Source organism: Novosphingobium sp. FG90 (assembly GCF_057808725.1).
Genome location: NZ_JBMDIO010000007.1, coordinates 108,557 through 132,466 on the forward strand (window position 1 = coordinate 108,557; position 23,910 = coordinate 132,466).

Consider the following 23,910-nt stretch of genomic DNA (forward strand, 5'->3'; position numbering starts at 1 on the left):
ACCGTCGAGCGATCGGCGCGGCATGTCCGTTCTACGGATAGTCGCCCCGCATCGCCCGCGCCAGCCCCGGCACCAGCAGCAGGCTGGCAAGGAAGAAGCCCACCGGGATCAGCGAATAGTTGAGCACCACGCCGAACAGCGCGGCGGGGCTCTGCTGCGCCGGGCCGGAGGTGGAGGAGACGAAGCCGCACAGGCTCAGCACCGCGCCTGAAATCACCGGGCCGAGCGCGAAGCTGAGCTTCTCGCAGGCGGACCACAGGCCCGCATAGCCGCCTTCGATGCCGCTCTCGTGCTCGCCAAGATGGACGGTGTCGGTGAACAGCGAGGTGACGAGCAGGATGAACCCGGCGTTGGTCACGCCGATCACCGCCCCGCGCAGCAGGATCAGCACGTCCTTGCCGCTGACCGCGCCCAGTGAGATGCCGTCCCCCCAGTCGATGCCAAGCCATGTCAGCGTCACCGCGCACCAGCCGAGGCAGAGATAGACGAACAGCGAAATCTTGCCGATCCGGCGCGAGATCCGCAGCCACAGCGGCTGCGTGACGAGGCCCGCCAGCGACATGATCAGGACATAGGCGGTCAGCAGTTCGATCCGGTCGACGAGATAGACGAAGACCAGCGCCACCACCGTATAGCTGCACGCCTGCCCGACCGTCTGGAGCAGATGGATCGCGGTCAGCTGCCGGAACGCCCGGTTGCGCCACGCGGCGCCAAGCATCCGCATGAAGGGCACCGGCGCCTTCGCCGCTGCCGGGCGGTGCAGGCGCGAACGCAGGCCAAGCGCGCAGCCGAGCATGGAGGCCAGGCACAGCGCGGCGAAGATCACCGACATCACGCTCCACGCCTGACGCCCGCCGCCGAGCCAGACGACCGTAGGCTGGGCAAGACCGATGCCCAGCACGACGCCGAGCGTGGTGAAGGCGATGCGCCATGCCAGCAGCTTGGTGCGCTCGTGCGGGTCGGCGGAAAGGGTCGCGGCGACGGCGAGATAGGGCACGGAGAACGCGCTGAAGGCCGTCATCGCCAGCAGGAACACCGCGCTTGTCGCGGCGGCCGCGACATAGGGGGAACCCATTGCCGGCAGGTTGAACAGCAGTACGAAGCCGATGCTCGTGGCGATGGCCCCCCCGGCGAGGAACGGGACGCGGCCGATGGAACTTTCGCGCCGGTCCGACCACGCGCCGACCAGCGGATCGCAGACGATGACCCACAGCTTTGGGAGAAGAATCACCAGCCCGGCCAGCCATGCCGGGACGCCGAGCACGGTGGTCATGTAGACGGGCAGCAGCGCCGCCGGAGTGTCGCGGAAGACTTGTGCGCCGGTCTGGCCGAGGCCGTAGCGCACCATGGTGCCCGTTCCGAGAGGGGGCGGAGGAGCGAGTGATTCGGATTCGTTCCGGGGTGTCTGAAGCAAGTTCGGCCTCCACGCAGGGCGGAAGGGAAACGTCTCATCGTCATCAAGCGTATGACAGGCACATTTCACCGCGATCCGCTGCGCGGATAAACACGCGCATCTGCCGTTTTTTGGTCGGTGTGCGGATTTTGTGGTCACCCTGCGGATAAAAAAGCATTCGCCAGGCGGTAATCGGAAGCGTAACGATAGCTTCACAAACATCGGAGGAGGGGTCCGATCAAGAAAACGGGTTTGGGGTGAAGCTATGGAACGAGGTGTACCGATCCGGGCGGTTTGCCGGGCTATTTCGATACTTCAGGAAATAAACCAGATGGGCTCGCTTTCGATGATGCAGATCTCGAAGCGCGGCCGTATCCCTTATCCCACCGCCTGCCGCATCGTGCAGACGCTGATGCATGAGGGTCTTATCGAGCAGGAGCCGGCGCGCAAGTTCTACCGGCCTACCGCGCTCGTCCAGTCGCTGTCGCAGGGTTTTCAGGCGGACAGCTTCCTGGTGGAGCACAGCCGTCGGCATCTTCGGGCGCTGACGCAAAAGATCGGCTGGCCGGTCTCGCTGACGGTCCGCATCGGCACGCACATGGTCGTGCGCGATTCGACCCACGCGGACACCTCGCTGACCTTCGAGCGGTACTATCCGGGCTTCCGCCTGCCGCTGATGGACTGCGCTTCGGGCCGCGTGTGCCTTGCGCACATGACGCCGGAACAGCTCGACCGGGTGATGGACTGGGTTTCGCTCGTCGGCTCGCCGTCGGAGCAGGACCTCACCGCCTATGTCTCGGTGAACACGCTCAACAAGATCCGCGAGGAAGGCTACGCGGCGATCGGTTGGGGGCAGCACAACCTCACGCCGGGCAAGACCTCGTCGGTGGCGGTGCCGATCTTCCGCGACGGCCAGTTCGAGGCGGCGCTGACGATGATCTACTTCGCCGCTGCCATGAAGCAGGGCGAAGCGGTGGAGCGCCACCTTGCCGATCTCAAGGCGACGGCGGCAGCGATCACCGAAGAGATCAACTGCACCGAACTGCCGGACATGGAGTTTCCGGTTCTGAACTGATCGGAATCATCTGACGGTCGCACGAAAAACGCCCGGTCTCGCGACCGGGCGTTTTGCTTTTCGGGACTTCGCAGGACCGATGGAACGGTGGGTGGGAAATGGTCTTTGCGTTCTCTCGCTCGTCATCCTGAACTTGTTTCAGGATCCATCGGGCGGTTGGTGCCGGTGTGTTGTGTCGCAAACTGCCATCTCGGTTTGCTGATCGGACACCAGAGCTATCGGCCTGATGGACCCTGAAACAAGTTCAGGGTGACAGCGGGTTTAGGTGGGGAGCAGTAGGTTATCCTCCCCATTCCTTCGGAACGGGGAGGACAAGGTTTCAGCCCAGCTTCTTCGGCGCGGCCGGGGGCTGCGGCGGGGACCAGCCCGCCGGGACCGGCGCGGGCTTCTGCTCGCGGGCGTAGTTCTCAAGGCTGGACAGCGAGGGGCCGTAGTCCTCGGTCGGCGAGTGGAGCCACTTCTCGTCCATCGCGCGCGCGGCCTCGACGAGGTCCTGCGGCAGTTCCTTGATGCCGCCGGGCAGCGTCTGGAACGTCGTGAAGTAAGTGATGTGGCCGGGAGCCTGGCCCATCAGCATCCAGGGCAGCCACGGCGTCATGCGCGTCCATGCGCCGATGTGCGGGATGTGGGTGAGGTTGGGGTTCAGCACGTCCTCGCGTTTCACCGTGTAGATGAAGTGCTCCGAAACGCGGTTCATCACGCCCGAGGATTCGCGCGGCCACTTGTCCGGCTGCAGCGCGTTCGGGTAGATCATGTCGATGTCGGTGTTGAGGATCAGGGTGCCTTCGGGACCTTCCATCCAGTCCATCAGGAAGGGCTTGGGCTCGACCTTGACCTTTTGCAGCCCGCCGTAGCTCGGTGGCTCGGGGACCTTGTCGCTGATGGTGAAGTTGAACGGGTCGTTGGCGATCGGCACAACCTTCACCTTCTCGCCGGTATAGGGGTTGTCCCACGTCTCAAGCAGCTTGCCGGTCTCGATGTCGCGATAGAACACGACTTCGCGCAGCATGCGGCGCCAGCTGCCGTCCTCGAGGCGCTTCATGCGGGTGAAGCTGAAGCCCTCGGCGATGAACAGCGGGCGGATCTTCTCGTTGTCGCGCACGCCGAAGGCCTTGCCGCGCAGCCAGCCGCACTTTTCCTTGGTCGGATCGACGTCGCCGTCGATGCGCGCATAAGTATCGCGGTTCCACACCGGATCCTTGAAGTCCAGCTTCGTGGTGAAGTTCAGGCGCGACGCGGCGGTCGCGGACTTGGCGGCTGCGGACGCCACCGAAGGAAGCGCCGCCACGCCCGCGGCGATCGCCGCCAGGCTGAGGCCTTCGCGGCGGGTAAACGTGTTATTCGACATGAGCTGATCACTCCATGAGGCCGAGAGGCTATGTGCCGCGATGGGGATGGATGAAGCCGGGGCCAGCGTCGATCAAGCTCCCACGAATGATCGCCAGACAGATACGGCGGATCGCCGATCACAATTTTTGATCATTGCGTATGGTCAAGGCACGCACGTCTATTGGCCCCGAGCCGCGCTGTCGGGCGCGGTCAGGGTGTCGTCAGGTGCCGTTAGGGTGCCTTTGGGTGCCGTTCAGTGCGCCTTGCGCATCGGTTCGAAGGCCGATTTCTCGAGAATTTCGCGCAGTGCCTTGCAGGCCGAGGTCTCGAAGTTCTCCGCCATGCTGACGAAGCCGAACTGCGATGCGGTGACCTCGGTGCCGGGTACGCGCCTGAGGGTGCCGTTCTCCAGCTCCTCGGCAACCCGCTCGTCGGCGATCAGGCCGATGAAGTCGCCGCTGAGAACCAGCAGGCGAATGACGTCCATCGAGGCCGTCCGCACACTCTTGCGCGCGACATCGCGGCCCGCCGTCGCCATGACCGAGACGATGTCGTTCTTGCCCGGAAATGCGCCGACTATGGCGGTGTCGAACTCCACCCAGCGGTACTGGGAGATCGGGCGGCGCTTGGCGATATCGTCGAAAACCGGATGCGTGGCGGCGGCCACGACGGAATAGTTGAGCGTCCCCAGGGGCTCGGTCAGCAGGGTACCGCCATGTTCCTCCTCGGAGGGTATGGCGCAACAGGCGAAGTCGACCTCACCCTGCTGGAGACGGCCGAGGAGCTGCGAACTGAAGCCCTCGAACACCCGCAATGTGGTCGAGGGGTACTGCTCGGAAAACTCGGCGATGCAGCGGGCGAAAGCGTCGGTCAGGAAGATCGAGTGCACGCCCATGTTGATCGTCTGGTTGTGCGTGCTGTCGGCGACTTCGTCGAGGATGCGCTCCTGCTCGCGGAAGATCAGCCGGGCGCGGCGGACCAGACGGTCGCACAGCGGCGTCGGGCGAATGCCGCGCGGGCCGCGCTCGAACAGGCGGCCGTTCAGCGTTTCCTCGAGCTGGTGCATGCTCCAGGTCAGGGCGGGCTGGGAGATGCCCAGATCGCGCGCCGCCTGTCGGAAGCTCCCGGCTTCGTAGATCGCCACCATGCGTTGCAGTTTGACCAGGTCCATGCGCGTTACCGTTGATCGTCGGGCTCGGGTTTGTCCAGCCTTGCAAGCAGGGAGGGGCCATCGGCCGCACTCCCCGCCGTGCAGGGCGTTCAGTTCTGCGGAGCGCCGGTGTCTTCGAAGTTCTGCCAGTCGCGGGTGACGAGGCGTTCGTCGATCAGCGTGCGCTGGTAGCATTCGCCGTCGCGGAACCACTGCCAAGTGCGGGCGCGCTTGGTGAAGTCCTCGTTCACCTGGATCATCTCGTAGAGATAGATGCCGGGCTCGTTGTGGCGGGTCCAGTTGAGGCAGGTCGAACGGTTGTAGTCGTCCGGCTGCATCGCGGCCGCCCAGCCCTTGATCAACTCGTTGTCCCAGCGGATGCGGCCATCCTCGTACCATGCCGGGAAATCGCGGACCTCGACGCGGCCGTCGTCCCAGAAGTAGTGGTTGGTCTGGTGGTATTCCTCGTGGCCCGGCTCGCCGACGAGGCGGCAGAACAGGCGCGAGCGATGCTGGTCGGTCAGTTCGCCGGTCTTCGCGTCGTAGTAGCGATACCAGCCTTCCCACACGCCTTCGTTGTTGCACAGCAGGGGCATGGCTTCCCGGATGCCGGGTTGCGAGACCTTGTTCACCATCATCGCCACTCCATAAGATGTCTTGAAAATGCCCTTCGGCTGCCCCTGCCTAGTTGCAGGAGATGCATGCGCGAGCCTTTTGCGTCTAATTGATCGCTGTTCGGTCACATTGATCGCTTGGCTGACCGACTCCACCCGGGCGTGGCATTGGGGTGTCGAATCAGTTGATCACTGCAAGAGAGACTAGGAGTCTTCGAGCCATGACGATGGACAGGCGTAGCTTCACCCTTGGTATGACCAACGGCGCGATCGGTGCAGGCATTGCCTCGCTGCTTCCCGCTGCGGCGTTGGCTGCTGCCCCGGCGAAGAAGGCTGCGGCAGGGCTCGATGTGCTGGTGCTGGGCGCGGGCGTCTCGGGTCTGCAGGCGGCGTGGATGCTGGAGGAGCAGGGCCTCACGGTCGCCGTGCTCGAGGGCCGTCAGCGCGTTGGCGGGCGCGTGATGACGCTGCTGGACGAGCCGGGCTATCCCGAGATGGGCTTCAACTCGATGGGCGAGGGCTATGGCCGCGGCATCGACGCTGCGCAGCGTGCCGGGGTGACGCTGGAGGACATCGGCGGCCGATACCGCGTCGGCAAGCCGCCGATGCTGTGGCTGAACGGCCAGCCCCTCACGCGGGAGGAATGGGCGCGCCATCCCGGCAACCCGTTCCCCGATGCGATGAAGTCAGTGCTTCCCGCCGAGATGGTCAACAAGCTCATCGCCGAGCGCACGCCGCTCAAGGACTGGAACGCCTGGACCGACCCGGCCAGCGCCGTGCTCGACGTGCCGCTGCACGATTTCCTGCGCGCGCAGGGGCTTTCGGACCCGGCGATCCGCCTCGCCAACGATGTCTCGCCCTATTACGGCACTAATTCGTGGGACGTCTCCGCGCTGATGCTGGAGTTCAACGACGGGTTCGTGAAGGCCCAGTTCGATGCCGGCACCAAGTCTTTCGGCGTCAAGGGCGGCAACCTGCACCTGCCGATGGGCATGGCCAAACTGCTCAAGGGTGACGTCATCCTCGGCAAGGAAGTGGTCGCGATCGAAACCACCGACAGCGGTTCGACCGTCTATTGCCGGGATGGCTCGACGTTCAGTGCCAAGCGGGTGATCTGCTCGCTGCCGTTCTCGACGCTGCGTTATGTGAAGATCCTGCCCGGCCTGTCCGGCGCGCAGGCGGAGGCGGTGTGGCAGATCGCCTATCAGCCGCTGTCGATGGCGTTCCTCACCGCCACCGCGCCGTTCTGGGACGAGGACGGATTGTCGCCCGGCATGTGGACCGATGGCCTCGCGGGCACCGTCATTCCGCAGCACTACGGTGCGACGCCCGAGGAAGTCACCGGCCTGCTGGTGCAGGCACGCGGCGGCCTGGCGAACTACTGGGACCGCCTTGGCCGGGAAAAGGCGCTGGCGATGATCGTCGCTCAGATCGAGGCGATGCGCCCGGCGGCCAAGGGCAAGCTGATGGCGCGCAGCTACTTCAGCTGGTCGCAGGAGGTCTTCAACGGTGGCGACTGGGCCTATTTCGGTCCGGGGCAAGTGAGCCGCCTCGTCCCAGAGATGTCCAAGCCGGCCGGTCGCCTGCACTTCTGCGGCGAGCATACCGCCACCGGTGCGCGCGGCCTGGAAGGCGCGCTGGAATCGGCGGAGCGCGCGGCGCTGGAGGTGCTGGAAGCCTGACATACTGAAGCCTGAGGCATGGCATTGTCCGGCGTGCGATCAGTTCCTGGTATCGGCGATAGCGACCATCCGTTGTCGCGCATGATCGGGATGGTTCCCGGCCACCCGGTTCTTGGCCGCTTCAGGGAGATTGCACGTGCGCCGTTCTCTTTCCGCCTTGCTGCTGGCCGTGGCGGTCCTGCCGTCCGTTCCGGCCTCCGCCGCCCTTTCGACGCTGGGCACATTGCCCGCCGGCAAACGGGCGGACGGGGTCGAAGTTCAGGCTCCCGTGGCGATCTGGTCCAAGGGCGTGCCGACACCGAAGGACTGGCCGGGGCTGGTCAGTGCTCCGGTCACCGAAGAACTGCGCGACGATGGACAGACGCTGTGGAACGTCACCGTGCCGTCCTACCAGGCATTCCTGCCGTCGCCCGAAAAGGCGACTGGCGCGGCGGTTATCATCGCCCCGGGCGGAGGCTTCCGGCTTCTTGCGATGCGGCACGAAGGAACGCGCGTGGCGGAATGGCTGGCCGAGCACGGCATTGCCGCCTTCGTGCTCAAGTATCGCCTTATCCAGACGCTTCCCGGTGAGACCAACGAGGCGATGCGCAAGCGCGTCGTCGCGACGATACCTGCAGGCGTGGGCGGCGATCCCGGCGTGGCGGACGGGTTGGAAACGCTGCGGCTCCTGCGTTCGCATGCAGCCGAATATCATATCGATCCCAAGCGGATCGGAGTCGTCGGCTTTTCAGCGGGGGGACATGTCGCCGGAATGATGGCCCTGGCGCCTGTGGCCAGTCGGCCGGACTTCGCAGGGCTGATCTACGGGATGCCCTTTGGCGCGAAACTGCCCGAACTGCCGCCCGCGAACCTGCCCTACCCTGCAGGTACGCCTGACGAGCCCTGGTTGCGTCCGGCTCCGAAGCCCGCGCCGGGCCGCCTGCCGCCGCTGTTCCTTGCGATGGCACAGGACGACATGGCTATGGGCTTCGGCTTTCGCCCCTTCTACGATGCGCTGTTCGCCAGTGGCTACCGACCCGAGACACACTTGTACGAACGCGGTGGTCATGGCTTCGGCATGAAGCAGACCGGCGGCACGACCGACCACTGGCTCGAGGAATTTCGTTGGTGGATCGCGGGTGAGGGCTTTACATCCGGCAAGTAGCCGGGTGTGAGGCCCTCACATCGGCCCGCCACGTCAGCCCTCAGGGTACGGTGGCTTGCGCCGGCACGTTGGGAGTGCCCGCCTCGACATAGGCGGCGATGAGCTGGGCGAAGCGCTCGGGCACTTCCAGCGGCGGATAATGGCCGACGTCGGGCATGACCACGCGCGAAATCTGCGCATTCTTCAGGTAGCGCGCGATGGCATTTGCCGCCGATTCCGGCAGCAGGTGGTCGGCGCCGCCCCAGATCAGGAACGTGGGCTTTCGCACCTTGGCCATCTCGACGGTGGCCTGCTTGCCGTCGCCGATACGTGCGACGAGGGCGATCAGGTTCTTTTCTGGCACGCGGCGATAGAAGTCGTAGTATTCGTTGCGTGTCCGGGTTGAGATGCGCGATGCATCGCCTGCGAAATAGCTCAGGAATTCGTTCCAGAAGGTTTGGTCACGAAAGCCCGTCTGCTTCGCGCGTTCGGTCGCGTCGATGAAGGACCTGGGCATCACCAGATGGCTGGTATCGACCGGGTCGGACGGGGTGTTGGACAGGATCAGCCGCTCCACCAGATCAGGGCGGCGGGCAGCGAGGTACATGCCCATGGTGCCCCCGCTCGAAACGCCGACGAAGGTGACTTTCTTCACGCCCAGACGGGTGAGTAGTTCTACCGGAATGTCGGTCGGCTGCAGCGAGGTTGCGGCTGCATCGGTCGCACCGTCCGAAAGGCCGTAGCCGGGAATGTCGTAGCGGATGATGCGATAACGGCCCTTCAGAGCCAGTGCGATCCGGTCCCAGGTGCGCAGGCTGCTCTCCGAGCCATGGACCATGAACAGCACCGGCGCGTTCCTCGGCCCTTCGTCCTTGTAATGAATCTTGAGGCCGCCGATCACGGCATAGCGGCTCTGGGCGTCGGCATACTTGCGGCGCAGTTCGTCGATGGTGAGATAGGGCAGGGCGGGCTTCGTGGCGCTTCCCTGCAATGGAGCGGCCTGCGCATGGGCTGTCGCCGGCGCTAGGCCCAACGCCGAAATCGCGACCGTGGCGGCGAGCAGCGGAATGCGGATCAGGGTCATGGCTAACCTTCTTTATCAGGGAAAGGTCGAGTTTATCGACTGCTTTCGCGAAGTCCGAAGGATCGCACCGATTATCCGACTGGTGACCGACGAAAGGGCGTTCCCGATACGCAAAGGCCCCGGCAAACCTGCGTCTGCCGGGGCCTCGCGAGCTGGTATCCCGTCCTGCGATCAGACGATCGCGGCGGCCTTTTCAAGGCTGCGGAACATCGCCTGTTGCAAGATATATTCGTGCCGCTTGCCGGCATTCGCTTCGAGTTCGGCCAGATGCGCCTCGCGGGCGTCGACCTTGTCCTCGACCGCTGCCTTGTTGGCGATGGTCTGGGCCTGCACGAAGTCGCGTGTGACGGTACGGCGCTGGCGGTCGTAGAGCGAGAGTTGTGCTTCCGCGTCCGCGCCTTCGAGGATCACGCGGCTCAGCTTCTCGACGAGGTTCACCGCGTCATGGATGCCCGAGTTCATGCCGAAGCCGCCCAGCGGGTTGTTGAGGTGGGCGGAATCGCCCGCCAGCATGACGCGGCCCTGACGGAAGCTCGTCGCGACGCGCTGGTGGACGCGGTAGCAGGTGCGGTGCTCGGTCTGCACCGGGGTGTTGACCCCAAGCAATTCGGCAAAGACGGCATCCTTGGCGGCATCGCTGGTCACGTCCGCGGCCGAGGCACCCGACTTCTGCGGGACGAGGACGCGCCACAGGCCAGGGACCTTCAGGAGAACGCACCAGAACGGATCGCCGCTGACGTAGTTGACTTCCTTGACCCAGGGCAGGTGCTCCTCGATCGGATAGGCGGTCGAGAGGGTCAGGAACGTCTCGTCGTAGGTGAAGCCGTCGAAGCCGATGCCCAGCCACTTGCGCACGGTGGAGTTGCCGCCATCGGCGCCGATCAGGTAGTCCGCGTGGAACAGCTTGATGTCGAACGGCGTCTCCACCGAGACCTGCACGCCGTTGGAGCCCTGCACGCAATTGGCGACCTGATGCGAGAACAGCACTTCGGCGTTCGGCATCTCAGCCAGCTTGGCCGCGATCAGGCGGGTGAGCTTCCACTGCTCGCACTGCAGGCGATAGGGATAGGGCGTCACGTCGCCGATCTCGCCCATGTCGATCGAGAAAGTGCGGCCGGTGTTGCGGTTGCTGTATTGGTACAGCGGCGCGCGCAGGCCCTGGTCTTCCAGCGTCTGGCGCAGGCCGAGCTTTTCCAGCATCTCGAGCGTCGGCGGATGCAGGGTGGAGGCGCGCATGTCCTCGAGGCAGGTCGGCGCGCTTTCAAGGACGCGGACCGAAATTCCCTGCAGCGCCAGAGCATAAGCGGCCACCATGCCCACGGGGCCGCCACCGGCGACCAGTACCTGCGAGCGTGAATTGTCTAGTGGTAGCAGCAAGGCGTCCCCCGATGAGTAAATGCCTGTCAGGTAAGGTCGCCAAACGTCGCCGTGACTTGCACGACTGCGAGAAGACCGTCCCCCAGTGAACTGAAAACGACGTGTCGGACTGTGCGCCGCCTGCAGGACTGCCCTTCGAATTTTTGCGAATTCTGGTCCCAAGAGGCGCGCCGCCCTGTTCCGGCATAAGCGAGTTTGGCGGCAGGTGATCCGGTGATTGCACCGATGTTCGCGCTGCGATCACTTGGCCTTGATCACCTCTTGCGGTCCGGGGCATGTGGCAGAACGCAGGACAGGGAACCTCGGCCGCCTCGGCCCTTAGTATTGGAATAGCGATGTTACTTGATCCCAAGCCCCAGAGTTCCGCCGTTTCCGCGCTGCTCGATGCACCCAAGGCCGCCCGCATGCTGATCGGCGGACAGTGGGTCGATGCGGCTGACGGCGCCGTCGTCGAAACGCTCGATCCGGCCAGCGGAAAGATCATCGGCACGATCCCTGACGCCTCGGCCGCCGACGTCGATGCGGCCGTCGCCGCCGCACGCAAGGCGCAAGGCGCATGGGCCGCGACGCCCCCGGCCGAGCGCGCGCGTATCCTCTGGAAGATCGCCGACCTCATCGAAGCCAACATCGACGAACTGTCGGAACTCGAAGCGCTCGATCAGGGCAAGCCCCTCTACGTCGCGCGCTGGGCGGAAATCCCCGGCGCGGTCGGCCAGTTCCGCTTCTTCGCCGGGCAGGCCATGGCGATCGAGGGGCAAACCATCACCCCTTCGATCACCTACCAGCCGCAGGGCAAGGAAATGCGCGCCTGGACCGTGCGCGAGGCCGTCGGCGTCGTCGCGGCGATCGTGCCGTGGAACTCGCCGCTGGTGCTGACCGCGATGAAGCTGGCCCCGGCCTTCGCGGCGGGCTGCGCGGTCGTGCTCAAGCCTGCCGAGGACACCTCGCTCTCGGCGATTCGTCTCGGCGAGCTGATTCAGGAAGCGGGCCTTCCCGACGGCGTGTTCAACGTGATCACCGGTCGCGGTGCGATCTCGGGCTCGGCGCTGGCGTCGCATCACGATGTCGACAAGGTCGCCTTCACCGGCAGCACCGCGACGGGCCGCGCGATTCTCGATGCGTCGAAGGGCAACCTCAAGCGCGTCAGCCTTGAACTGGGCGGCAAGTCGCCGGTCGTGATCATGGGCGATGCGGACCTCAACCTCGCGATTCCCGGCGCGGCGAACGCGATCTTCTTCAACGCCGGGCAGGTCTGCGTGGCGGGTTCGCGTTCCTACGTCCACGCTTCGGTCTACGATCAGGTGGTCGAGGGGCTGGCGGCTTATGCAAGCGGCCTCAAGCTCGGCCACGGTCTTGATCCGGCGACGCAGATGGGTCCGCTCGTCAACGCGCGTCAGGCCGAGCGCGTCAGCGGCTTCATCGCCGGTGCGCGCAGCGAAGGGGCCGCGATCGTCGCGGGCGGCGAGCGCCTTGGCCCGGCGGGGACCTTCATCACCCCGACCGTGGTGGCGGACGTGACCGCCAGCATGGAGATCGTGCGCGAAGAGGTCTTCGGTCCGGTCCTTGCAGTGCAGAAGTTCGACGACGTGGAAGAGGTCGTGGCGATGGCCAACGACAGCGTCTACGGCCTGGCTGCGAGCGTCTGGACGGAATCGCTCTCGCACGCGCATCGTCTGTCCTCGCGGATCAAGGCGGGTACGGTTTGGATCAACTGCCACTCGATGTACGACGCCAGCCTGCCGATCGGCGGCGTGAAGCAGTCCGGCTACGGCCGTGACAGCGGGCGCGAGGCGCTGGAAAGCTACCTCGAGACGAAGACGATCTGCGCTGTGGTGTGATGGACCAAATCCTCCCTGTCGCGAAGCGATGGGGAGGGGGACCACCGACGTAGTCGGTGGTGGAGAGGGAGAAACCCCTCCGTCAGCCGCTTCGCGACTGCCACCTCCCCATTGCTGCGCAACAGGGAGGATAAAAAAGAAGGCCCGGTAGGACTTTGTCCTGCCGGGCCTTTTAGGGTGAGGGTGGGCCGGGTGCCATTTCTGGCCACCCGGTCCGGGAGAGATCAGAAGCTGTAGCGGGCAGTCGCCAGCACGGTGCGCGGATCGGTCATGAAGCGCGGGTTCACGACCGAGAAGCCGAAGCCGGTCTGCCAGTTGATCTGGTTGAGCAGGTTCTTGCCCGCGACCTGGAACTGCCACGGCCCGACGTCGTAACCGACATAGGCATTGACGATCTGCGTCGAGGTGACCGCGCCGATCGCGGCGTTGTCTGCCGTCGAGAAGAACTTGTCGCGGAAGTTGGCGTCGGCGCCGAACTTGACCTTGCCCGAGCCGAGATCGAAGTTGTAGTCGAAGCCGACGGTCGCCTGGTAGTCCGGCAGGAACGGCGGCATCGTCCCGGCAAGCGAACCGACGGAAGTGCGGTACTTGCCTTTGTTCAGCGCGCCGTTGCCCCAGATCTGCAGGCCGTAGATAGGCTTCCACGCGATCTCAGCTTCGAGGCCCTTGATCGTCATGTTGTAGTTTTCGATCAGGAAGCCGCCGTTGCCGAGGTTGATCGATTCCTGACGGTCCTTGATCTTGTTGACGAAGCCCGAGAGCGCCACGCGCACGGTGCTGCCGAGGTCCGCCTTGATGCCTGCCTCAAAGGCGTCGGTAGTCTGCGGCTTGAACGCATCGGAAAGCTGCGCTGCAGTCGAGGCGAGGCCGTTGTAGCCGCCCGACTTGAAGCCGACGCTGTACGAGCCGTAGAGCAGCACGTCGTTGCTGGGCTTGAAGTTGACGCCCAGCTTGGGGGTGAACTTCTTGTAGTGGTCGCGGCTCACGGCCGGATCGCCGCCGATGTCGGCGTTGAGCGCCTTGTCTTCGAGCGTATAGCGGCCGCCGGCGATCAGGGCGAGCTGGTCGGTGACGTTGAAGGTCAGCTGGCCATAGCCCGCCCAGGCGTCGGTCTTGGCATGGAAGTTGGTGATGGAGGGGTAGCCCAGAGTCGTGGTGTCCACGACCTGGTCGCCGTTCTCGTGGAAGTAGTAGAAGCCCAAGACGTAGTCGACGAGCCCGTCAGCCAGCGAACCGGCAGCGTTCAGTTCCTGGCTGAACTGCCACTGCTGGGAATCGCTGCTGCGCACCATCAGGGCCATCGTGCCATCGGCACCGGTTACGTAGTTCGGACCGAGGAAAGCAGGATCGATCATCCCCGGTTTGACACCGCCCGAGAAGTCCTGGATCCAGAAGTCGTCCATCTCCGAGTAGCCGGTGATGGAAGTCAGTGTGCCGCCCGGATAGTCGGCCGAGAGGTGGAGCGAGCCGCCCTTCTGCTTGACGCGGGTGTCCGAAGCGACCGGCGAGAGCACGGTGCGGTACGAGCCCGAAAGCGGGACGATCTTGCCTTCGTCGTTGGTGGTGGTGTTGACCGACCACTGACCGTCCGAGTTGAGGTCGAGGTAGAACAGGTTAAGGCGGGCCTTCACCACGTCGCCCTTGTAGGCGAGGTCGAACTGGCCGCCCTTGAAGTCTTCCTTGCCGACCTTCTTGTCGAGCGTGGCGTTGTACTGGCGGCCGCCGTCACGGGCGCGCACGATGCCGTTGAACGATGCGGCCCACTTGCCGTCCTCGCTCAGCGGGACCGAGATGTAGCCCTTCACGCGGCGTTCGTTCCAGGTGCCGTAGCCGACCTGCACGTTGCCGGTGAATTCGTCCGAAGGCTGCTTGGTGATGATGTTGATCGCACCGGCCGACGCATTGCGGCCGTAGAGCACGCCCTGCGGGCCGCGCAGGACTTCGATCCGCTCGATCTCGGCGAAGTCCATCAGCGCGCCCTGCATGCGGGCATTGTAGACGTCGTTGATGTAGAGCGCGACTTCGGCTTCCGACATCACGTAGCCGCCGTCGGTGCCGCCGCCGCCGCGGATGTACGCCTTGAGGCCCGCCGAGCCACCGGTCACGCCGTCCAGCTTGAGGTTGGGGACGAGGCGCGCGACGTCGGTGGGGGTGTTCACCTGACGGGTCTGGATTTCGTCAGCGGTGATGGCGGTGACGCTGATGGGCACGTCCTGCAGGCGCTGTTCGGTGCGCTGCGAGGTAACGACGATGTCGCCGAAACCGTTGGCGTCGCTGCTAGCATTTGCGGCGGCGTCCTGCGCGGCGGCCATGGCGGGGAAGGAGCCGATCGCGGTCGCGAGCAGCAGCCCCTTGGAGAATGCCTTCATCATGGTGTCGAATGAACCTTTGTGCGTAGTATCTTCTGAACCCTGGCCCGTGGCGACGTGGCTCTTTTCGAAAGGAGCTTTGCGTCGGCGCCCGTCAGGCAAAGCGGAAGCTGTCGGTGATAAGGTTTTGTGGCAATGCTCCGCCGCAAACTGTCCGCAGGATGATAACTCAGGCGCATCGCTCCATGCATGAACCGCTGTGCGGATAAAAACGGCCGGGTAGCGCGCCACTTTTCGGGGCGAGCGTCAGACTGCGGCGAAATCAACGCAGTGGAGGTCATGATGGCAGAGCTTACCGCAACGCAGGGCGCGGGCGTCGTACTGGTCACGGGCGCGGGGTCCGGCATCGGCAAGGCGGCGGCGGACCTGATCGAAGCGGCCGGGCGCACGGTGGTTCGCGCGGATTTGCACGATCAGGACGGGCGCGGCGTCGCGCTCGACGTCGCCGATCCCGCCGCATGGGCTGCACTCGTCGCGCGGCTGGAGGCCGAGGGTGGTATCGACGGCCTCGTCAATTGCGCGGGCGTCGGCGGCCTAGGCGCCATCGACGAGATCGCCATCGAGGACTGGGACCGCATCATGGCCGTCAACCTGCGAGGCACGGCGCTCGGCTGCCGCGCGGTGCTTCCGGCGATGCGCGCGCGGGGGCGCGGCTCGATCGTCAACATCGGCTCCACCTTCGGTCTCGTCGCGCGCAACGACTGCGTGGCCTACGGCGTGAGCAAGGCGGCGGTCATCCACCTGACCCGCTGCATGGCGGTAGACCTTGCCGATGCGGGCGTGCGCGTGAACTGCGTGTGCCCCGGCCTGATCGAGACGCAGATGACGGCCCCGCTCGCCGATGCCGGGCTGGAGGCGCTGATGCAGGCCAACCTCCAGGCCCACGCGCTGCGCCGCATCGGCAAGCCCGCCGAGGTTGCGGAAATGGTCGCTTTCCTTATCTCGGATGCAGCCAGCTTCGTGACCGGGGCGGCGATCCCGGTCGATGGCGGCTACACCTCGGGCAAGTGGGTGTGACGCTCCACTGTCCGAGGGGTGGAGATTCCACTTTCGCAGGTGCGTGATCGCCGGCCCCGCTTATAGTTTGCGCATACGTCTTCAGGGATAACCCAATGCTCAACACCTTCCAGCAGCAGCTCCATGGCATGCTGCCCACCCCGACCTCGGAAGAAGCCTCGCGGCAGGAGTTCGCGAAGAGCCTCAAGCACTTCATCCAGCAGGGCCTGCTGCCCGGCCTGCACCCGATCTATTCGGGCCGCGCCGCCCAGCGCTTCGAGAAAGAAGCGGGCCGCGCGCCGGTCGATCGCCACGACATCCGCAAGGCGATGGTGCCGGACAACTACTTCCGCCACTACGCCGCTGTGAACCGCATCAGCCAGGAACTGCTGTGGGACAGCGTGATCGATTCGATCGAGCGCGAGGAAGACAGCCTCAAGGCCGCCGCCGCTGCGAATTCGGCGAAGAACAAGGGCGAGCTGCGCATCCCCGAGGGCTTCGAGGTTCCGCGCTACGTCTCCTCGCTCGACATCCACTGCATGCCGGGTGGTTATGCGGGCGGCCCGGACGATGCTTCGGACGTCTCGCTCGGCGTGCTCTACGACCGCGGTGTGTACCTCTATTCGATGGGGTACACCGGCCCGTTCAACGACGACATGGGCCGCTCGGTGGTGAACTACCTCAAGCGCAACATGCCGGACTTCAAGCCCAGGCGCATCCTCGACCTGGGCTGCACGGTCGGCCACTCGACGCTGCCCTACAAGGAACTGTTCCCCGAGGCGGAGATCTGGGGCGTCGATGTCGGCGGTCCGATGGTGCGCTATGCCCACGCCCGCGCCGGTGCGTTCGGCCTCGACGTCAACTTCGCGCAGATGAACGCCGAGAAGACCGAGTTCGAGGACGCCTCGTTCGACCTCGTCGTCAGCCACATCCTGCTGCACGAGACCAGCGGCAAGGCGATGCCCCGCGTGTTCGAGGAATGCGCCCGCGTCCTCAAGCCCGGCGGCCTGATGATCCACGCGGATCTGCCGCCGTTCGACCTGATGGACCCGTTCACGCAGTTCATCCTCGACAACGAGACCTACTACAACAACGAGCCGTTCTGGGGCGCGATGCGCGACATGGACCAGATCGCGCTGGCCACCAAGGCGGGCTTCGACCCGGCGACCATCCGCTTCGACACCGCGCCGATGGCCGTGATGGAATATGCGGGTGCGGGCTATACCGAGGAATCGGTCGCCGACGTCGCCGAGCGCGAGTTCACGGCGGGCGAGTTCGCTCCCGGCGGCGGCTGGGAAGTGCTTATCGCCCAAAAGCCCCACGCTCAGCCTACTGCCTGATCCCTTAGGAACGAGACAAAGACATGAAGCGTGACGCACGGGGCAAGCGGCCCCAGTTCTACCAGGACCCGGCCCTCGACCAGATGATGGGCATGATCATGGTCCTCGCGGGTGAGGTTTCGGTGCTGGCCGACCAGCTCGATTCTACCCAGCGCGTGCTGGCCAATCACAACATCGACGCGCGCGCCGAAGTCGATGCGCTCGTCCTCGACGACGCCGCGCTCGAAGCGCGCGAGGCGCGTCGCCAGCAGATGCTGGAACGCATGTTCTACCTCGTCCGCAAGGAAGCCTCCGAAGCGGCATTCAGGGAAACCACCGAAGGCTACATCGCCACCCTCGACGCGATCGCGGAAGGGTAAGCGATACAATGAGCATGAATGCGAGCGCGCTGGCGAACATCGTCGGTGCGGACAACCTGCTGACCGACCCGGCCAAGGTCGCCTACTTCGCCACCGACGTCTACCGCGCACAGGTCATGCCGGGCGCGGTCGCGCGTCCGGGCACGATCGAGGAACTGCAGGCCGTGGTGCGCGAGGCGGCGGCCGCCAAGCTGCCGTTCACCGTGCGCGGCGGCGGCGCGTCCTACACCGATGGCTACAATGCGGTGGACGGCTCGCACCTGCTCATGGACATGAGCCGCCTGAACCGCATCGTCGAGATCGACGAGTTCAACGGCTACGTCACCGTCGAGGCGGGCGTTACCTGGCTCCAGTTGTCCGACGCGCTGGAGGCCAAGGGCCTGCGCACGCCGTTCCGTGGACCGTTCTCCGGCATTGCCGCGACGATCGGCGGGTCGATGTCGCAGAACTCGATCAGCCACGGTTCGGGCGCATGGGGTATCTCGGCGGAATCGGCACTGGCCTTCGACATCGTGCTTGCCGACGGCAGCCTGCTGCGCACCGGCACAGGCGCGCTGGGCGAGAAGCCGTTCGGCCGTCATGCCGGGCCTGACCTCACCGGCCTGTTCACCGGCGACTGCGGCGTTTTCGGCCTCAAGGCCCGCGTTACGCTGCCGCTGCTGCGTCACAAGCCTGCGCATCGCGTGCTGTCCTTCGCCTTCGCCGAATTCGCGCAGATGCACGAATCGATGCGCCGCATCGCCATGGAGCGGGTCGAGGATTCGCACTTCGCGCTCGACGCTGCGCTGTCGCAGGGCCAGATCGCCAAGCAGGAGCGTGCGGGCGGCCAGCTGGCGATGGCGATGTCCATCGTCAAGAGTTCGCCCTCGGTCTTCGCCGGGCTCAAGCAGGTCGCGGCGGCGGGCATTCTCGCCCGCAAGCAGATTTCGGCCTCGAACTTCATGACGCACTACATCGTCGAGGGTTTCGACGATGCCGAGTGCCGCGCCAAGCTGCAGCGCCTGCGCGACCTGACCGCCGATCTCGGCCGCGAAATCGTCGCGACGGTGCCTTCGGTCGTGCGCGGCATGCCCTTCGCGCCGCTCTACAACACGCTCGGCCCGGGCGGCGAGCGCTGGGTGCCGCTGCACGGCGTCATGGCGCATGACCGCGTGCGTGATTTCCACGAGGCGCTCCAGCGCTTCTCCGCGGATCGCGCGGCCGACATGAAGCAGCATGGCGTGTGGGGCGGCGGCATGTATTCCACCGTCGGGTCGAGCGGTTTCCTGTACGAAATCGCGCTCTACTGGCCGGACGAGCAGACCGCCTACCACGCGGAATCGGTGCCCGGCGACTACCTCGCCAGCCTGCCGAAATTCCCGGCGAACCCGGCCGCGCGTGAGTACGTCCATCGCCTCAAGGGTGAGCTGGTCGACCTCTACGACGCCCACGGCGCGCTGCACTTCCAGCTCGGCCGTGCGTATCCCTACGCCGCGCGCCTCGGAGCAGAGCCCAAGGCGCTGGTCAGCGCGATCAAGTCGGCGCTCGATCCGCAGGGCCTCATTGGTCCGGGCGTGCTGGGCCTGTGACCCGCAACAGCGTCCGCAAGTCCTACGTGGACCTTGCGGACGGGCAGTTGCACGTGCGCGAGGTGGCGGGCCTTGAAGAGCCGGGCGGGGAGCCCGCCATCGTCTTCCTGCACCAGACTGCGTGCTCGGCGCAGAGCTACGACCCGCTGCTGGCCGAACTCGATCTGCCCAACCGGCTTGTCGCGATCGACACGCCGGGCTTCGGGGGTAGCTTCGATCCGGTAGGCTGGCCTTCGCTCGCGGACTATGCGGCGTGGATTCTGGAAGGGATCGATGCACTCGGGATCGGGCGTTTCCATGTCTTCGGGCATCACACCGGCTCCAGCCTTGCGGTGTACTTCGCCGCGATCCATCCCGAGCGGGTGGCGTCAATCATGCTGGCGGGCGCCGAACTGATGACGCCCGAAGAGCGCGCACACTTCGAGCAGACGCACGGTGAGCCTATAGCGCTGAGGCGCGACGGATCGCACCTACAGACCAACTGGGACTACGCGGCCGGCTACAACGAGGGCATCGACGTGGAGATCATCCATGACGAAGTCGTCGCCATGCTGCGCGCATGGAAAGCCCGGCCGCAGGCCTACATGGCGGTGGCAAAGTCCGACACCCCCGCGCTGGCTGCGCGCGTCAAGGCGCCGGTCCTGCTGCTGACTTCACCCGACGACTATTTCCACGCCGAGCTGGACCGCGCGAAGGCCGCTTTCCCCGGCGCGAGCCTTGCCGTTACCGGCGGGGCGAACTTCCAGGCCACCGCCGACCCGCAAGGCGTGGCGCGTGCGGTAGAAGAGTTCCTGTCGTCGTCCCGGACTTGATCCGGGACCGCTGGCAGTCTTTAGGCGCGCGCTATCAGGACCATCCCGTCGAGAGGTGGGCTGGTCACGGCCAGCGGTCCCGGATCAAGTCCGGGACGACGTGGATCAAGAATAGTCCAGTTCCGGCCGCGTGCGCTCTTGCTGGGCTGGATCGGTCTCCACCAGGTTGATGAACACCCCGTCGCAGTCGCGGATGCACACTTCCAGCTGCGCGCGGTGCTCCATCGCGAAGACCTGCGGCTCCGGTGCCCAGGTCGCGCCGAGGGCGCGCAGTTTCTCCATCGTTCCGGCCATGTCGGTGACGTAGAATACCAGCGCCACCTCGCCGATGCGCGCCGGGCCGGTGGCGGGGGGGATGACTTCGTCCGTGGTGCCATCCGCCAGCTTGAACAGGCCGACCATGCCGTAGTTGGGGCCGGGGCGCTTGATGATGCGGATCTCGAACGGACGCGGATCGTCGAAGCCCAGGATCTCGGTCGCCGAAGGATGGCTCAGCTTGCCCTCGAAGTAGGTCTCGGTGAGGCCGATGGCGCGGTAGAACTGCGTCGCCTTGTCGAGATCGCGCACGAAGATCGTCGCACGCACGAGGGCGGAGGAGGGATGCTCGGTCATCGGTCTGCCTTTGCTGGTTCGCCCCGATAGTTCCCGTCCTGCCGCGCCGCCGCGAGCGCGTGGCCGCCAATGGTCGTCAGGTGGACAACGGGACGGGTCATGCCTTGCGGAAGGTCGGCTCGCGGCGCGATGAACGGGGTTGAACGAGGGCATCAGCAGCCCCCGATCCGCAAGGGCGACACGATCTTCCGGCCAGGGTTCTGCCGGCCCGTCTGCAACTCTTTCGGAGAGCCCGCTCTCCAGCTGCGTGGGATATAGAAAATGACGGATTCTCTCGGTTACCGCATGAAGTTCGCGGTGGTCGCCCCCTCGACCAACACCAGCGTCGAGCCCGAGTACGCGGACATGCGCCCGCGCGGCGTGACCAACCACTTCTCGCGCATTTCGATTCCCGACACCAAGGTGGTGGACGACGCGACTTTCGTGGAGATGCTGGAGAACATCCGCAGCGCCACTTTCGATGCGGTCGACGTGTCGATGTCGATGGATCCGGGCTGTGTCATCATGGGCATGTCGGCCGAGACCTTCTGGGACGGTGCCGAGGGCGCCGAGCGCCTGCACCAGCGCATGCTGGAGCGGACCGGCGGCGTGCCGGTGATCATGGGCTCCACCGCCGTGGACGCCGCGATCAAGGCCTATGAAGAGGCCGACGGCAAGAAGATCCGCAAGATCGGCATCCTCACCCCCTATGCCCCGGTGGGCGACGCCAACGTGAAGAAGTTCTTCGAGGATCAGGGTTACGAGGTCGTCCATATCGAGGGTCTCAAGTGCCAGTCGCCGATGCTGATCGCGCACGAGAGCAAGCAGACCCTCAAGCGCACCGCGATCAAGGTGAGCGAAGGCGTCGACGCGGTGATCCAGGCAGGCACCAACCTCGCCTTCGCCGAAGTCGCCGCAATGGCCGAGTTCTGGCTGGAGAAGCCGGTGATCGCGATCAACACCGCGACGTACTGGCACGCCCTGCGCACGATGGGCTTCACCGACCAGAAGGAAGGCTTCGGCCGCCTGCTTGCGGATTTCTGATCCGCCACTTGCAAATCAGGCACTGGCGATACGGCATCGGCGCTCTAAGCTGACCTCAGGGTCGAGAGATTAGAATACGGAGTTCACAATGGAATACGATTACGTCCCGATGCCGCAGCGCCAGCCGCTCCAGTGGCCGGACGGCAAGCGCGTCGCGCTGCTGATCACCTTCAATCTCGAAACCTGGGATCTCACCAAGGATACCGACAAGCCCTACTACGCGGGCGGCCCGGCGATCCTGCCGGACATCCTGCCCGGCAACACGCCGGACTTCCCGAACTACACCTGGCGCGAATATGGCCAGCGCGTGGGCATCTGGCGCCTGTTCGACCTGTTCGACGAACTGGGCGTCAAGGCCAGCTGCACCACCAACGCCGTCACCTTCGAGCGTCGCAAGGCGATGACCGATGCGGTGCTGGAGCGCGGCTGGGAACTGCTCACCCACAACTGGGAGCAGGGCGAACTGCTCACCACGTTCGCGCACGAGCCGGAGAAGGAGCGCGACATCATCATGCGCTCGCTCGAACAGTTCGAGAAGTACACCGGCCGCAAGTCGAAGGGCTGGCTCTCGTCCTCGCTGCGCGGCACGATGCAGACGGCGGACATCCTCGCAGGGGAGGGCTGCACCTTCTACTGCGACATCATGAACGACGACCAGCCGTACCTGCTGCGCACGCCGAACGGCCCGATTGTCTCGGTCCCGTATTCCAACGAGATCAACGACTTCACCTTCATCACCCGCAAGAACTTCACCACCGACCAGTTCCGCGATGCGCTGATCGAGGAACTTGACGTGCTCTATGCCGAAGGCGCGAAGAGCGGCCGCATCATGAACATCGGCCTGCACCCGCACGTCGCCGGCCGCGCCCACCGCGTCCGCGCGGTGCGTGAGTTCATCGAGCACGCCAAGTCGCTCGACGGCGTCTGGTGGGCCACGCGCGAGGAAATCGCCGAGTGGTATCTCCAGAACCACGAAAGCCATATTCCTGGCCAACTCGGCTGATGGACAAGGCTCGGGTTCTCGTCGCCGGCGGCGGCATCGGCGGGCTGACGGCGGCCATCGGGCTCCTGCGCAAGGGGTTCGAGGTCGAGGTCTTCGAAGGCGCGCACAGCTTTGGGGAAGTGGGGGCGGGCGTCACGCTCGCTCCCAACGCGATGGCGGGGCTGCAGTACCTCGGACTCGGGCCGAAAATCGAGGCTGCGGGCAGCGAGCCGGTCCGGCAGGTCGTGCGGCACTGGGAAGATGGCCGCGTTCTCAAGACCCTGGAGCGCGGCAACCAGATGCGCGAGAAGTACGGCGTGCCGTATCTCTACATGCACCGCGCCGACTTGCACGCGCTTCTCGTCGAGACGGCGCGGGAGCTGGGCGGCAAGCTGCACCTCTCCGCAAGGGTGACGCAAGCGGCACACAACGGCACACAGGCGTCGCTCAAGCTCGCAGACGGCACCGAACATCACGGCGACCTGCTCGTCGGTGCTGACGGTCTCAAGTCGGTAGTGCGCAAGATCTTCGATCCGATTTCCGCTCACTTCACCGGCCACGTCGCATGGCGCGGCGTGGTACCCGTGGACGAGCAGCTGCGCGAGCTGGCAGAGAACCCCGGCAACTTCATCGGGCCGGAGCGCATGGCGGTGTGGTATCCGCTGCGCGGTGGCACGCAGCTCAACCTCGTCTTCTTCGCGCGCGAGGAAGGCTGGACCGACGACGGCTGGACGATCCCCGCAAAACGTGCCGAACTGCAGCAGGTCTTCGCGGGCTGGTGCGAGCCGATCCAGTACATGATCGCGCATCTGGAGGAGGACCGCCTGTTCAAGTGGGCGATCAATGCCCGATCGGCGCTGTCGACCTGGAACCAGGGCGGCTGCATCACCCTGCTTGGTGATGCGGCGCATGCGATGACGCCGTTCCTGGGGCAGGGCGCGTCCTGTGCCATCGAGGATGCGGTGGTCCTGTCGCGCGCGATGGAGGCGAGCGCCACGGTGGCCGAAGCGATCGAGCGCTATGAGCGCGCGCGGATCGAGCATGCAACGTTCATTCAGGCGGAATCGAACGCCAACGCCGAACGCCTGCAGAGCAAGGACGCGGACAACTTCGGCAAGAAGGAAGTCCGCAACGAGGAAACGCTGGGCCTGTTCGCCTACGACGCCGGCAAGGTAGAGGTATAA

Annotated in this window: 20 protein-coding genes; 12 read left to right on the forward strand and 8 right to left on the reverse strand. The window is 65.3% G+C overall.

Annotated features, from left to right (window positions below; all coding sequences use genetic code 11):
* Positions 1-31: 31 nt before the first annotated feature.
* Positions 32-1,348 (reverse strand): MFS transporter, encoded by a 1,317-nt coding sequence (locus ACODRZ_RS08810; protein ID WP_488970050.1) that lies wholly within the window; start codon positions 1,346-1,348, stop codon positions 32-34.
* A 310-nt stretch (positions 1,349-1,658) separates the two neighbouring features.
* Here ACODRZ_RS08810 and ACODRZ_RS08815 point away from each other — a divergent pair, with 310 nt between their 5' ends.
* Entirely contained in the window at positions 1,659-2,468 is an 810-nt protein-coding gene (locus ACODRZ_RS08815) for an IclR family transcriptional regulator domain-containing protein (RefSeq protein ID WP_488970049.1), read from the forward strand.
* 319 nt (positions 2,469-2,787) lie between these two features.
* Here ACODRZ_RS08815 and ACODRZ_RS08820 read toward each other — a convergent pair whose 3' ends face one another.
* The 3 genes from ACODRZ_RS08820 to ACODRZ_RS08830 form a co-directional block, all read right to left on the reverse strand.
* Positions 2,788-3,816, reverse strand: coding sequence for a DUF1838 family protein (locus tag ACODRZ_RS08820; RefSeq protein WP_488970048.1), 1,029 nt, complete (start codon positions 3,814-3,816; stop codon positions 2,788-2,790).
* A 234-nt stretch (positions 3,817-4,050) separates the two neighbouring features.
* The gene (locus ACODRZ_RS08825) at positions 4,051-4,968 is read right to left on the reverse strand and encodes a LysR family transcriptional regulator (protein ID WP_488970047.1); all 918 of its coding nucleotides are present in this window, start codon (positions 4,966-4,968) and stop codon (positions 4,051-4,053) included.
* A gap of 89 nt (positions 4,969-5,057) precedes the next feature.
* Entirely contained in the window at positions 5,058-5,585 is a 528-nt protein-coding gene (locus tag ACODRZ_RS08830; RefSeq protein WP_488970046.1) for a DUF3598 domain-containing protein, read from the reverse strand.
* Positions 5,586-5,782: 197 nt separating this feature from the next.
* On the opposite strand from ACODRZ_RS08830, the gene ACODRZ_RS08835 reads away from it, so the two are divergent.
* Both ACODRZ_RS08835 and ACODRZ_RS08840 read left to right on the forward strand, forming a co-directional pair.
* The gene (locus ACODRZ_RS08835) at positions 5,783-7,243 is read left to right on the forward strand and encodes a flavin monoamine oxidase family protein (protein WP_488970045.1); all 1,461 of its coding nucleotides are present in this window, start codon (positions 5,783-5,785) and stop codon (positions 7,241-7,243) included.
* A gap of 136 nt (positions 7,244-7,379) precedes the next feature.
* Complete coding sequence (locus tag ACODRZ_RS08840) at positions 7,380-8,387, forward strand: alpha/beta hydrolase (protein ID WP_488970044.1); 1,008 nt, start codon at positions 7,380-7,382, stop codon at positions 8,385-8,387.
* Between the two features lie 40 nt (positions 8,388-8,427).
* Here the strand turns inward: ACODRZ_RS08840 and ACODRZ_RS08845 are convergent, their stop codons facing one another.
* Together ACODRZ_RS08845 and ACODRZ_RS08850 are read right to left on the reverse strand one after the other, a co-directional pair.
* Positions 8,428-9,450, reverse strand: coding sequence for an alpha/beta fold hydrolase (locus ACODRZ_RS08845; protein WP_488970043.1), 1,023 nt, complete (start codon positions 9,448-9,450; stop codon positions 8,428-8,430).
* A 171-nt stretch (positions 9,451-9,621) separates the two neighbouring features.
* Positions 9,622-10,827 carry an FAD-dependent oxidoreductase gene (locus ACODRZ_RS08850; RefSeq protein ID WP_488970042.1) on the reverse strand — a complete coding sequence of 402 codons (1,206 nt, stop codon included), beginning with the start codon at positions 10,825-10,827 and terminating at the stop codon, positions 9,622-9,624.
* 404 nt (positions 10,828-11,231) lie between these two features.
* Between ACODRZ_RS08850 and ACODRZ_RS08855 the strand changes: the two genes are divergently transcribed.
* On the forward strand, positions 11,232-12,665 hold the full coding sequence (locus tag ACODRZ_RS08855) for an aldehyde dehydrogenase family protein (RefSeq protein ID WP_488970188.1): 1,434 nt from the start codon (positions 11,232-11,234) through the stop codon (positions 12,663-12,665).
* Positions 12,666-12,889: 224 nt separating this feature from the next.
* Here the strand turns inward: ACODRZ_RS08855 and ACODRZ_RS08860 are convergent, their stop codons facing one another.
* On the reverse strand, positions 12,890-15,034 hold the full coding sequence (locus tag ACODRZ_RS08860) for a TonB-dependent receptor (RefSeq protein ID WP_488970041.1): 2,145 nt from the start codon (positions 15,032-15,034) through the stop codon (positions 12,890-12,892).
* Positions 15,035-15,316: 282 nt separating this feature from the next.
* Between ACODRZ_RS08860 and ACODRZ_RS08865 the strand changes: the two genes are divergently transcribed.
* The 5 genes from ACODRZ_RS08865 to ACODRZ_RS08885 all read left to right on the forward strand — a co-directional run bounded on the left by ACODRZ_RS08865 (position 15,317) and on the right by ACODRZ_RS08885 (position 20,109).
* Positions 15,317-16,051: an SDR family NAD(P)-dependent oxidoreductase gene (locus tag ACODRZ_RS08865; protein WP_488970040.1), complete on the forward strand. Its 735-nt coding sequence runs from the start codon at positions 15,317-15,319 to the stop codon at positions 16,049-16,051.
* Between the two features lie 95 nt (positions 16,052-16,146).
* Positions 16,147-17,370: a class I SAM-dependent methyltransferase gene (locus tag ACODRZ_RS08870; protein ID WP_488970039.1), complete on the forward strand. Its 1,224-nt coding sequence runs from the start codon at positions 16,147-16,149 to the stop codon at positions 17,368-17,370.
* A gap of 23 nt (positions 17,371-17,393) precedes the next feature.
* Positions 17,394-17,729 carry a hypothetical protein gene (locus ACODRZ_RS08875; protein WP_488970038.1) on the forward strand — a complete coding sequence of 112 codons (336 nt, stop codon included), beginning with the start codon at positions 17,394-17,396 and terminating at the stop codon, positions 17,727-17,729.
* Positions 17,730-17,737: 8 nt separating this feature from the next.
* The gene (locus ACODRZ_RS08880) at positions 17,738-19,297 is read left to right on the forward strand and encodes an FAD-binding oxidoreductase (RefSeq protein WP_488970037.1); all 1,560 of its coding nucleotides are present in this window, start codon (positions 17,738-17,740) and stop codon (positions 19,295-19,297) included.
* Positions 19,294-20,109 (forward strand): alpha/beta fold hydrolase, encoded by an 816-nt coding sequence (locus ACODRZ_RS08885; RefSeq protein WP_488970036.1) that lies wholly within the window; start codon positions 19,294-19,296, stop codon positions 20,107-20,109. The genes ACODRZ_RS08880 and ACODRZ_RS08885 overlap by 4 nt, the downstream gene beginning before the upstream one ends.
* A gap of 105 nt (positions 20,110-20,214) precedes the next feature.
* Here ACODRZ_RS08885 and ACODRZ_RS08890 read toward each other — a convergent pair whose 3' ends face one another.
* Positions 20,215-20,721, reverse strand: a complete 507-nt coding sequence (locus tag ACODRZ_RS08890) for a VOC family protein (RefSeq protein WP_488970035.1) — start codon at positions 20,719-20,721, stop codon at positions 20,215-20,217.
* A 261-nt stretch (positions 20,722-20,982) separates the two neighbouring features.
* On the opposite strand from ACODRZ_RS08890, the gene ACODRZ_RS08895 reads away from it, so the two are divergent.
* The 3 genes from ACODRZ_RS08895 (at position 20,983) to ACODRZ_RS08905 (ending at position 23,910) form a co-directional block, all read left to right on the forward strand.
* Positions 20,983-21,744: a maleate cis-trans isomerase family protein gene (locus ACODRZ_RS08895; protein WP_488970034.1), complete on the forward strand. Its 762-nt coding sequence runs from the start codon at positions 20,983-20,985 to the stop codon at positions 21,742-21,744.
* Between the two features lie 88 nt (positions 21,745-21,832).
* Positions 21,833-22,747: a polysaccharide deacetylase family protein gene (locus ACODRZ_RS08900; protein WP_103094108.1), complete on the forward strand. Its 915-nt coding sequence runs from the start codon at positions 21,833-21,835 to the stop codon at positions 22,745-22,747.
* Positions 22,747-23,910, forward strand: a complete 1,164-nt coding sequence (locus ACODRZ_RS08905; RefSeq protein ID WP_488970033.1) for an FAD-dependent monooxygenase — start codon at positions 22,747-22,749, stop codon at positions 23,908-23,910. Before ACODRZ_RS08900 ends, ACODRZ_RS08905 begins: the two co-directional genes overlap by 1 nt.

Coding starts and splice junctions, on each gene's coding strand:
- ACODRZ_RS08810 (WP_488970050.1), bottom strand. CDS start 1,348: ATGGTGCGCTACGGCCTCGGCCAGACCGGCGCACAAGTCTTCCGCGAC.
- ACODRZ_RS08815 (WP_488970049.1), top strand. CDS start 1,659: ATGGAACGAGGTGTACCGATCCGGGCGGTTTGCCGGGCTATTTCGATA.
- ACODRZ_RS08820 (WP_488970048.1), bottom strand. CDS start 3,816: ATGTCGAATAACACGTTTACCCGCCGCGAAGGCCTCAGCCTGGCGGCG.
- ACODRZ_RS08825 (WP_488970047.1), bottom strand. CDS start 4,968: ATGGACCTGGTCAAACTGCAACGCATGGTGGCGATCTACGAAGCCGGG.
- ACODRZ_RS08830 (WP_488970046.1), bottom strand. CDS start 5,585: ATGATGGTGAACAAGGTCTCGCAACCCGGCATCCGGGAAGCCATGCCC.
- ACODRZ_RS08835 (WP_488970045.1), top strand. CDS start 5,783: ATGACGATGGACAGGCGTAGCTTCACCCTTGGTATGACCAACGGCGCG.
- ACODRZ_RS08845 (WP_488970043.1), bottom strand. CDS start 9,450: ATGACCCTGATCCGCATTCCGCTGCTCGCCGCCACGGTCGCGATTTCG.
- ACODRZ_RS08855 (WP_488970188.1), top strand. CDS start 11,232: ATGCTGATCGGCGGACAGTGGGTCGATGCGGCTGACGGCGCCGTCGTC.
- ACODRZ_RS08860 (WP_488970041.1), bottom strand. CDS start 15,034: ATGAAGGCATTCTCCAAGGGGCTGCTGCTCGCGACCGCGATCGGCTCC.
- ACODRZ_RS08865 (WP_488970040.1), top strand. CDS start 15,317: ATGGCAGAGCTTACCGCAACGCAGGGCGCGGGCGTCGTACTGGTCACG.
- ACODRZ_RS08870 (WP_488970039.1), top strand. CDS start 16,147: ATGCTCAACACCTTCCAGCAGCAGCTCCATGGCATGCTGCCCACCCCG.
- ACODRZ_RS08875 (WP_488970038.1), top strand. CDS start 17,394: ATGAAGCGTGACGCACGGGGCAAGCGGCCCCAGTTCTACCAGGACCCG.
- ACODRZ_RS08880 (WP_488970037.1), top strand. CDS start 17,738: ATGAGCATGAATGCGAGCGCGCTGGCGAACATCGTCGGTGCGGACAAC.
- ACODRZ_RS08890 (WP_488970035.1), bottom strand. CDS start 20,721: ATGACCGAGCATCCCTCCTCCGCCCTCGTGCGTGCGACGATCTTCGTG.
- ACODRZ_RS08895 (WP_488970034.1), top strand. CDS start 20,983: ATGACGGATTCTCTCGGTTACCGCATGAAGTTCGCGGTGGTCGCCCCC.
- ACODRZ_RS08900 (WP_103094108.1), top strand. CDS start 21,833: ATGGAATACGATTACGTCCCGATGCCGCAGCGCCAGCCGCTCCAGTGG.
- ACODRZ_RS08905 (WP_488970033.1), top strand. CDS start 22,747: ATGGACAAGGCTCGGGTTCTCGTCGCCGGCGGCGGCATCGGCGGGCTG.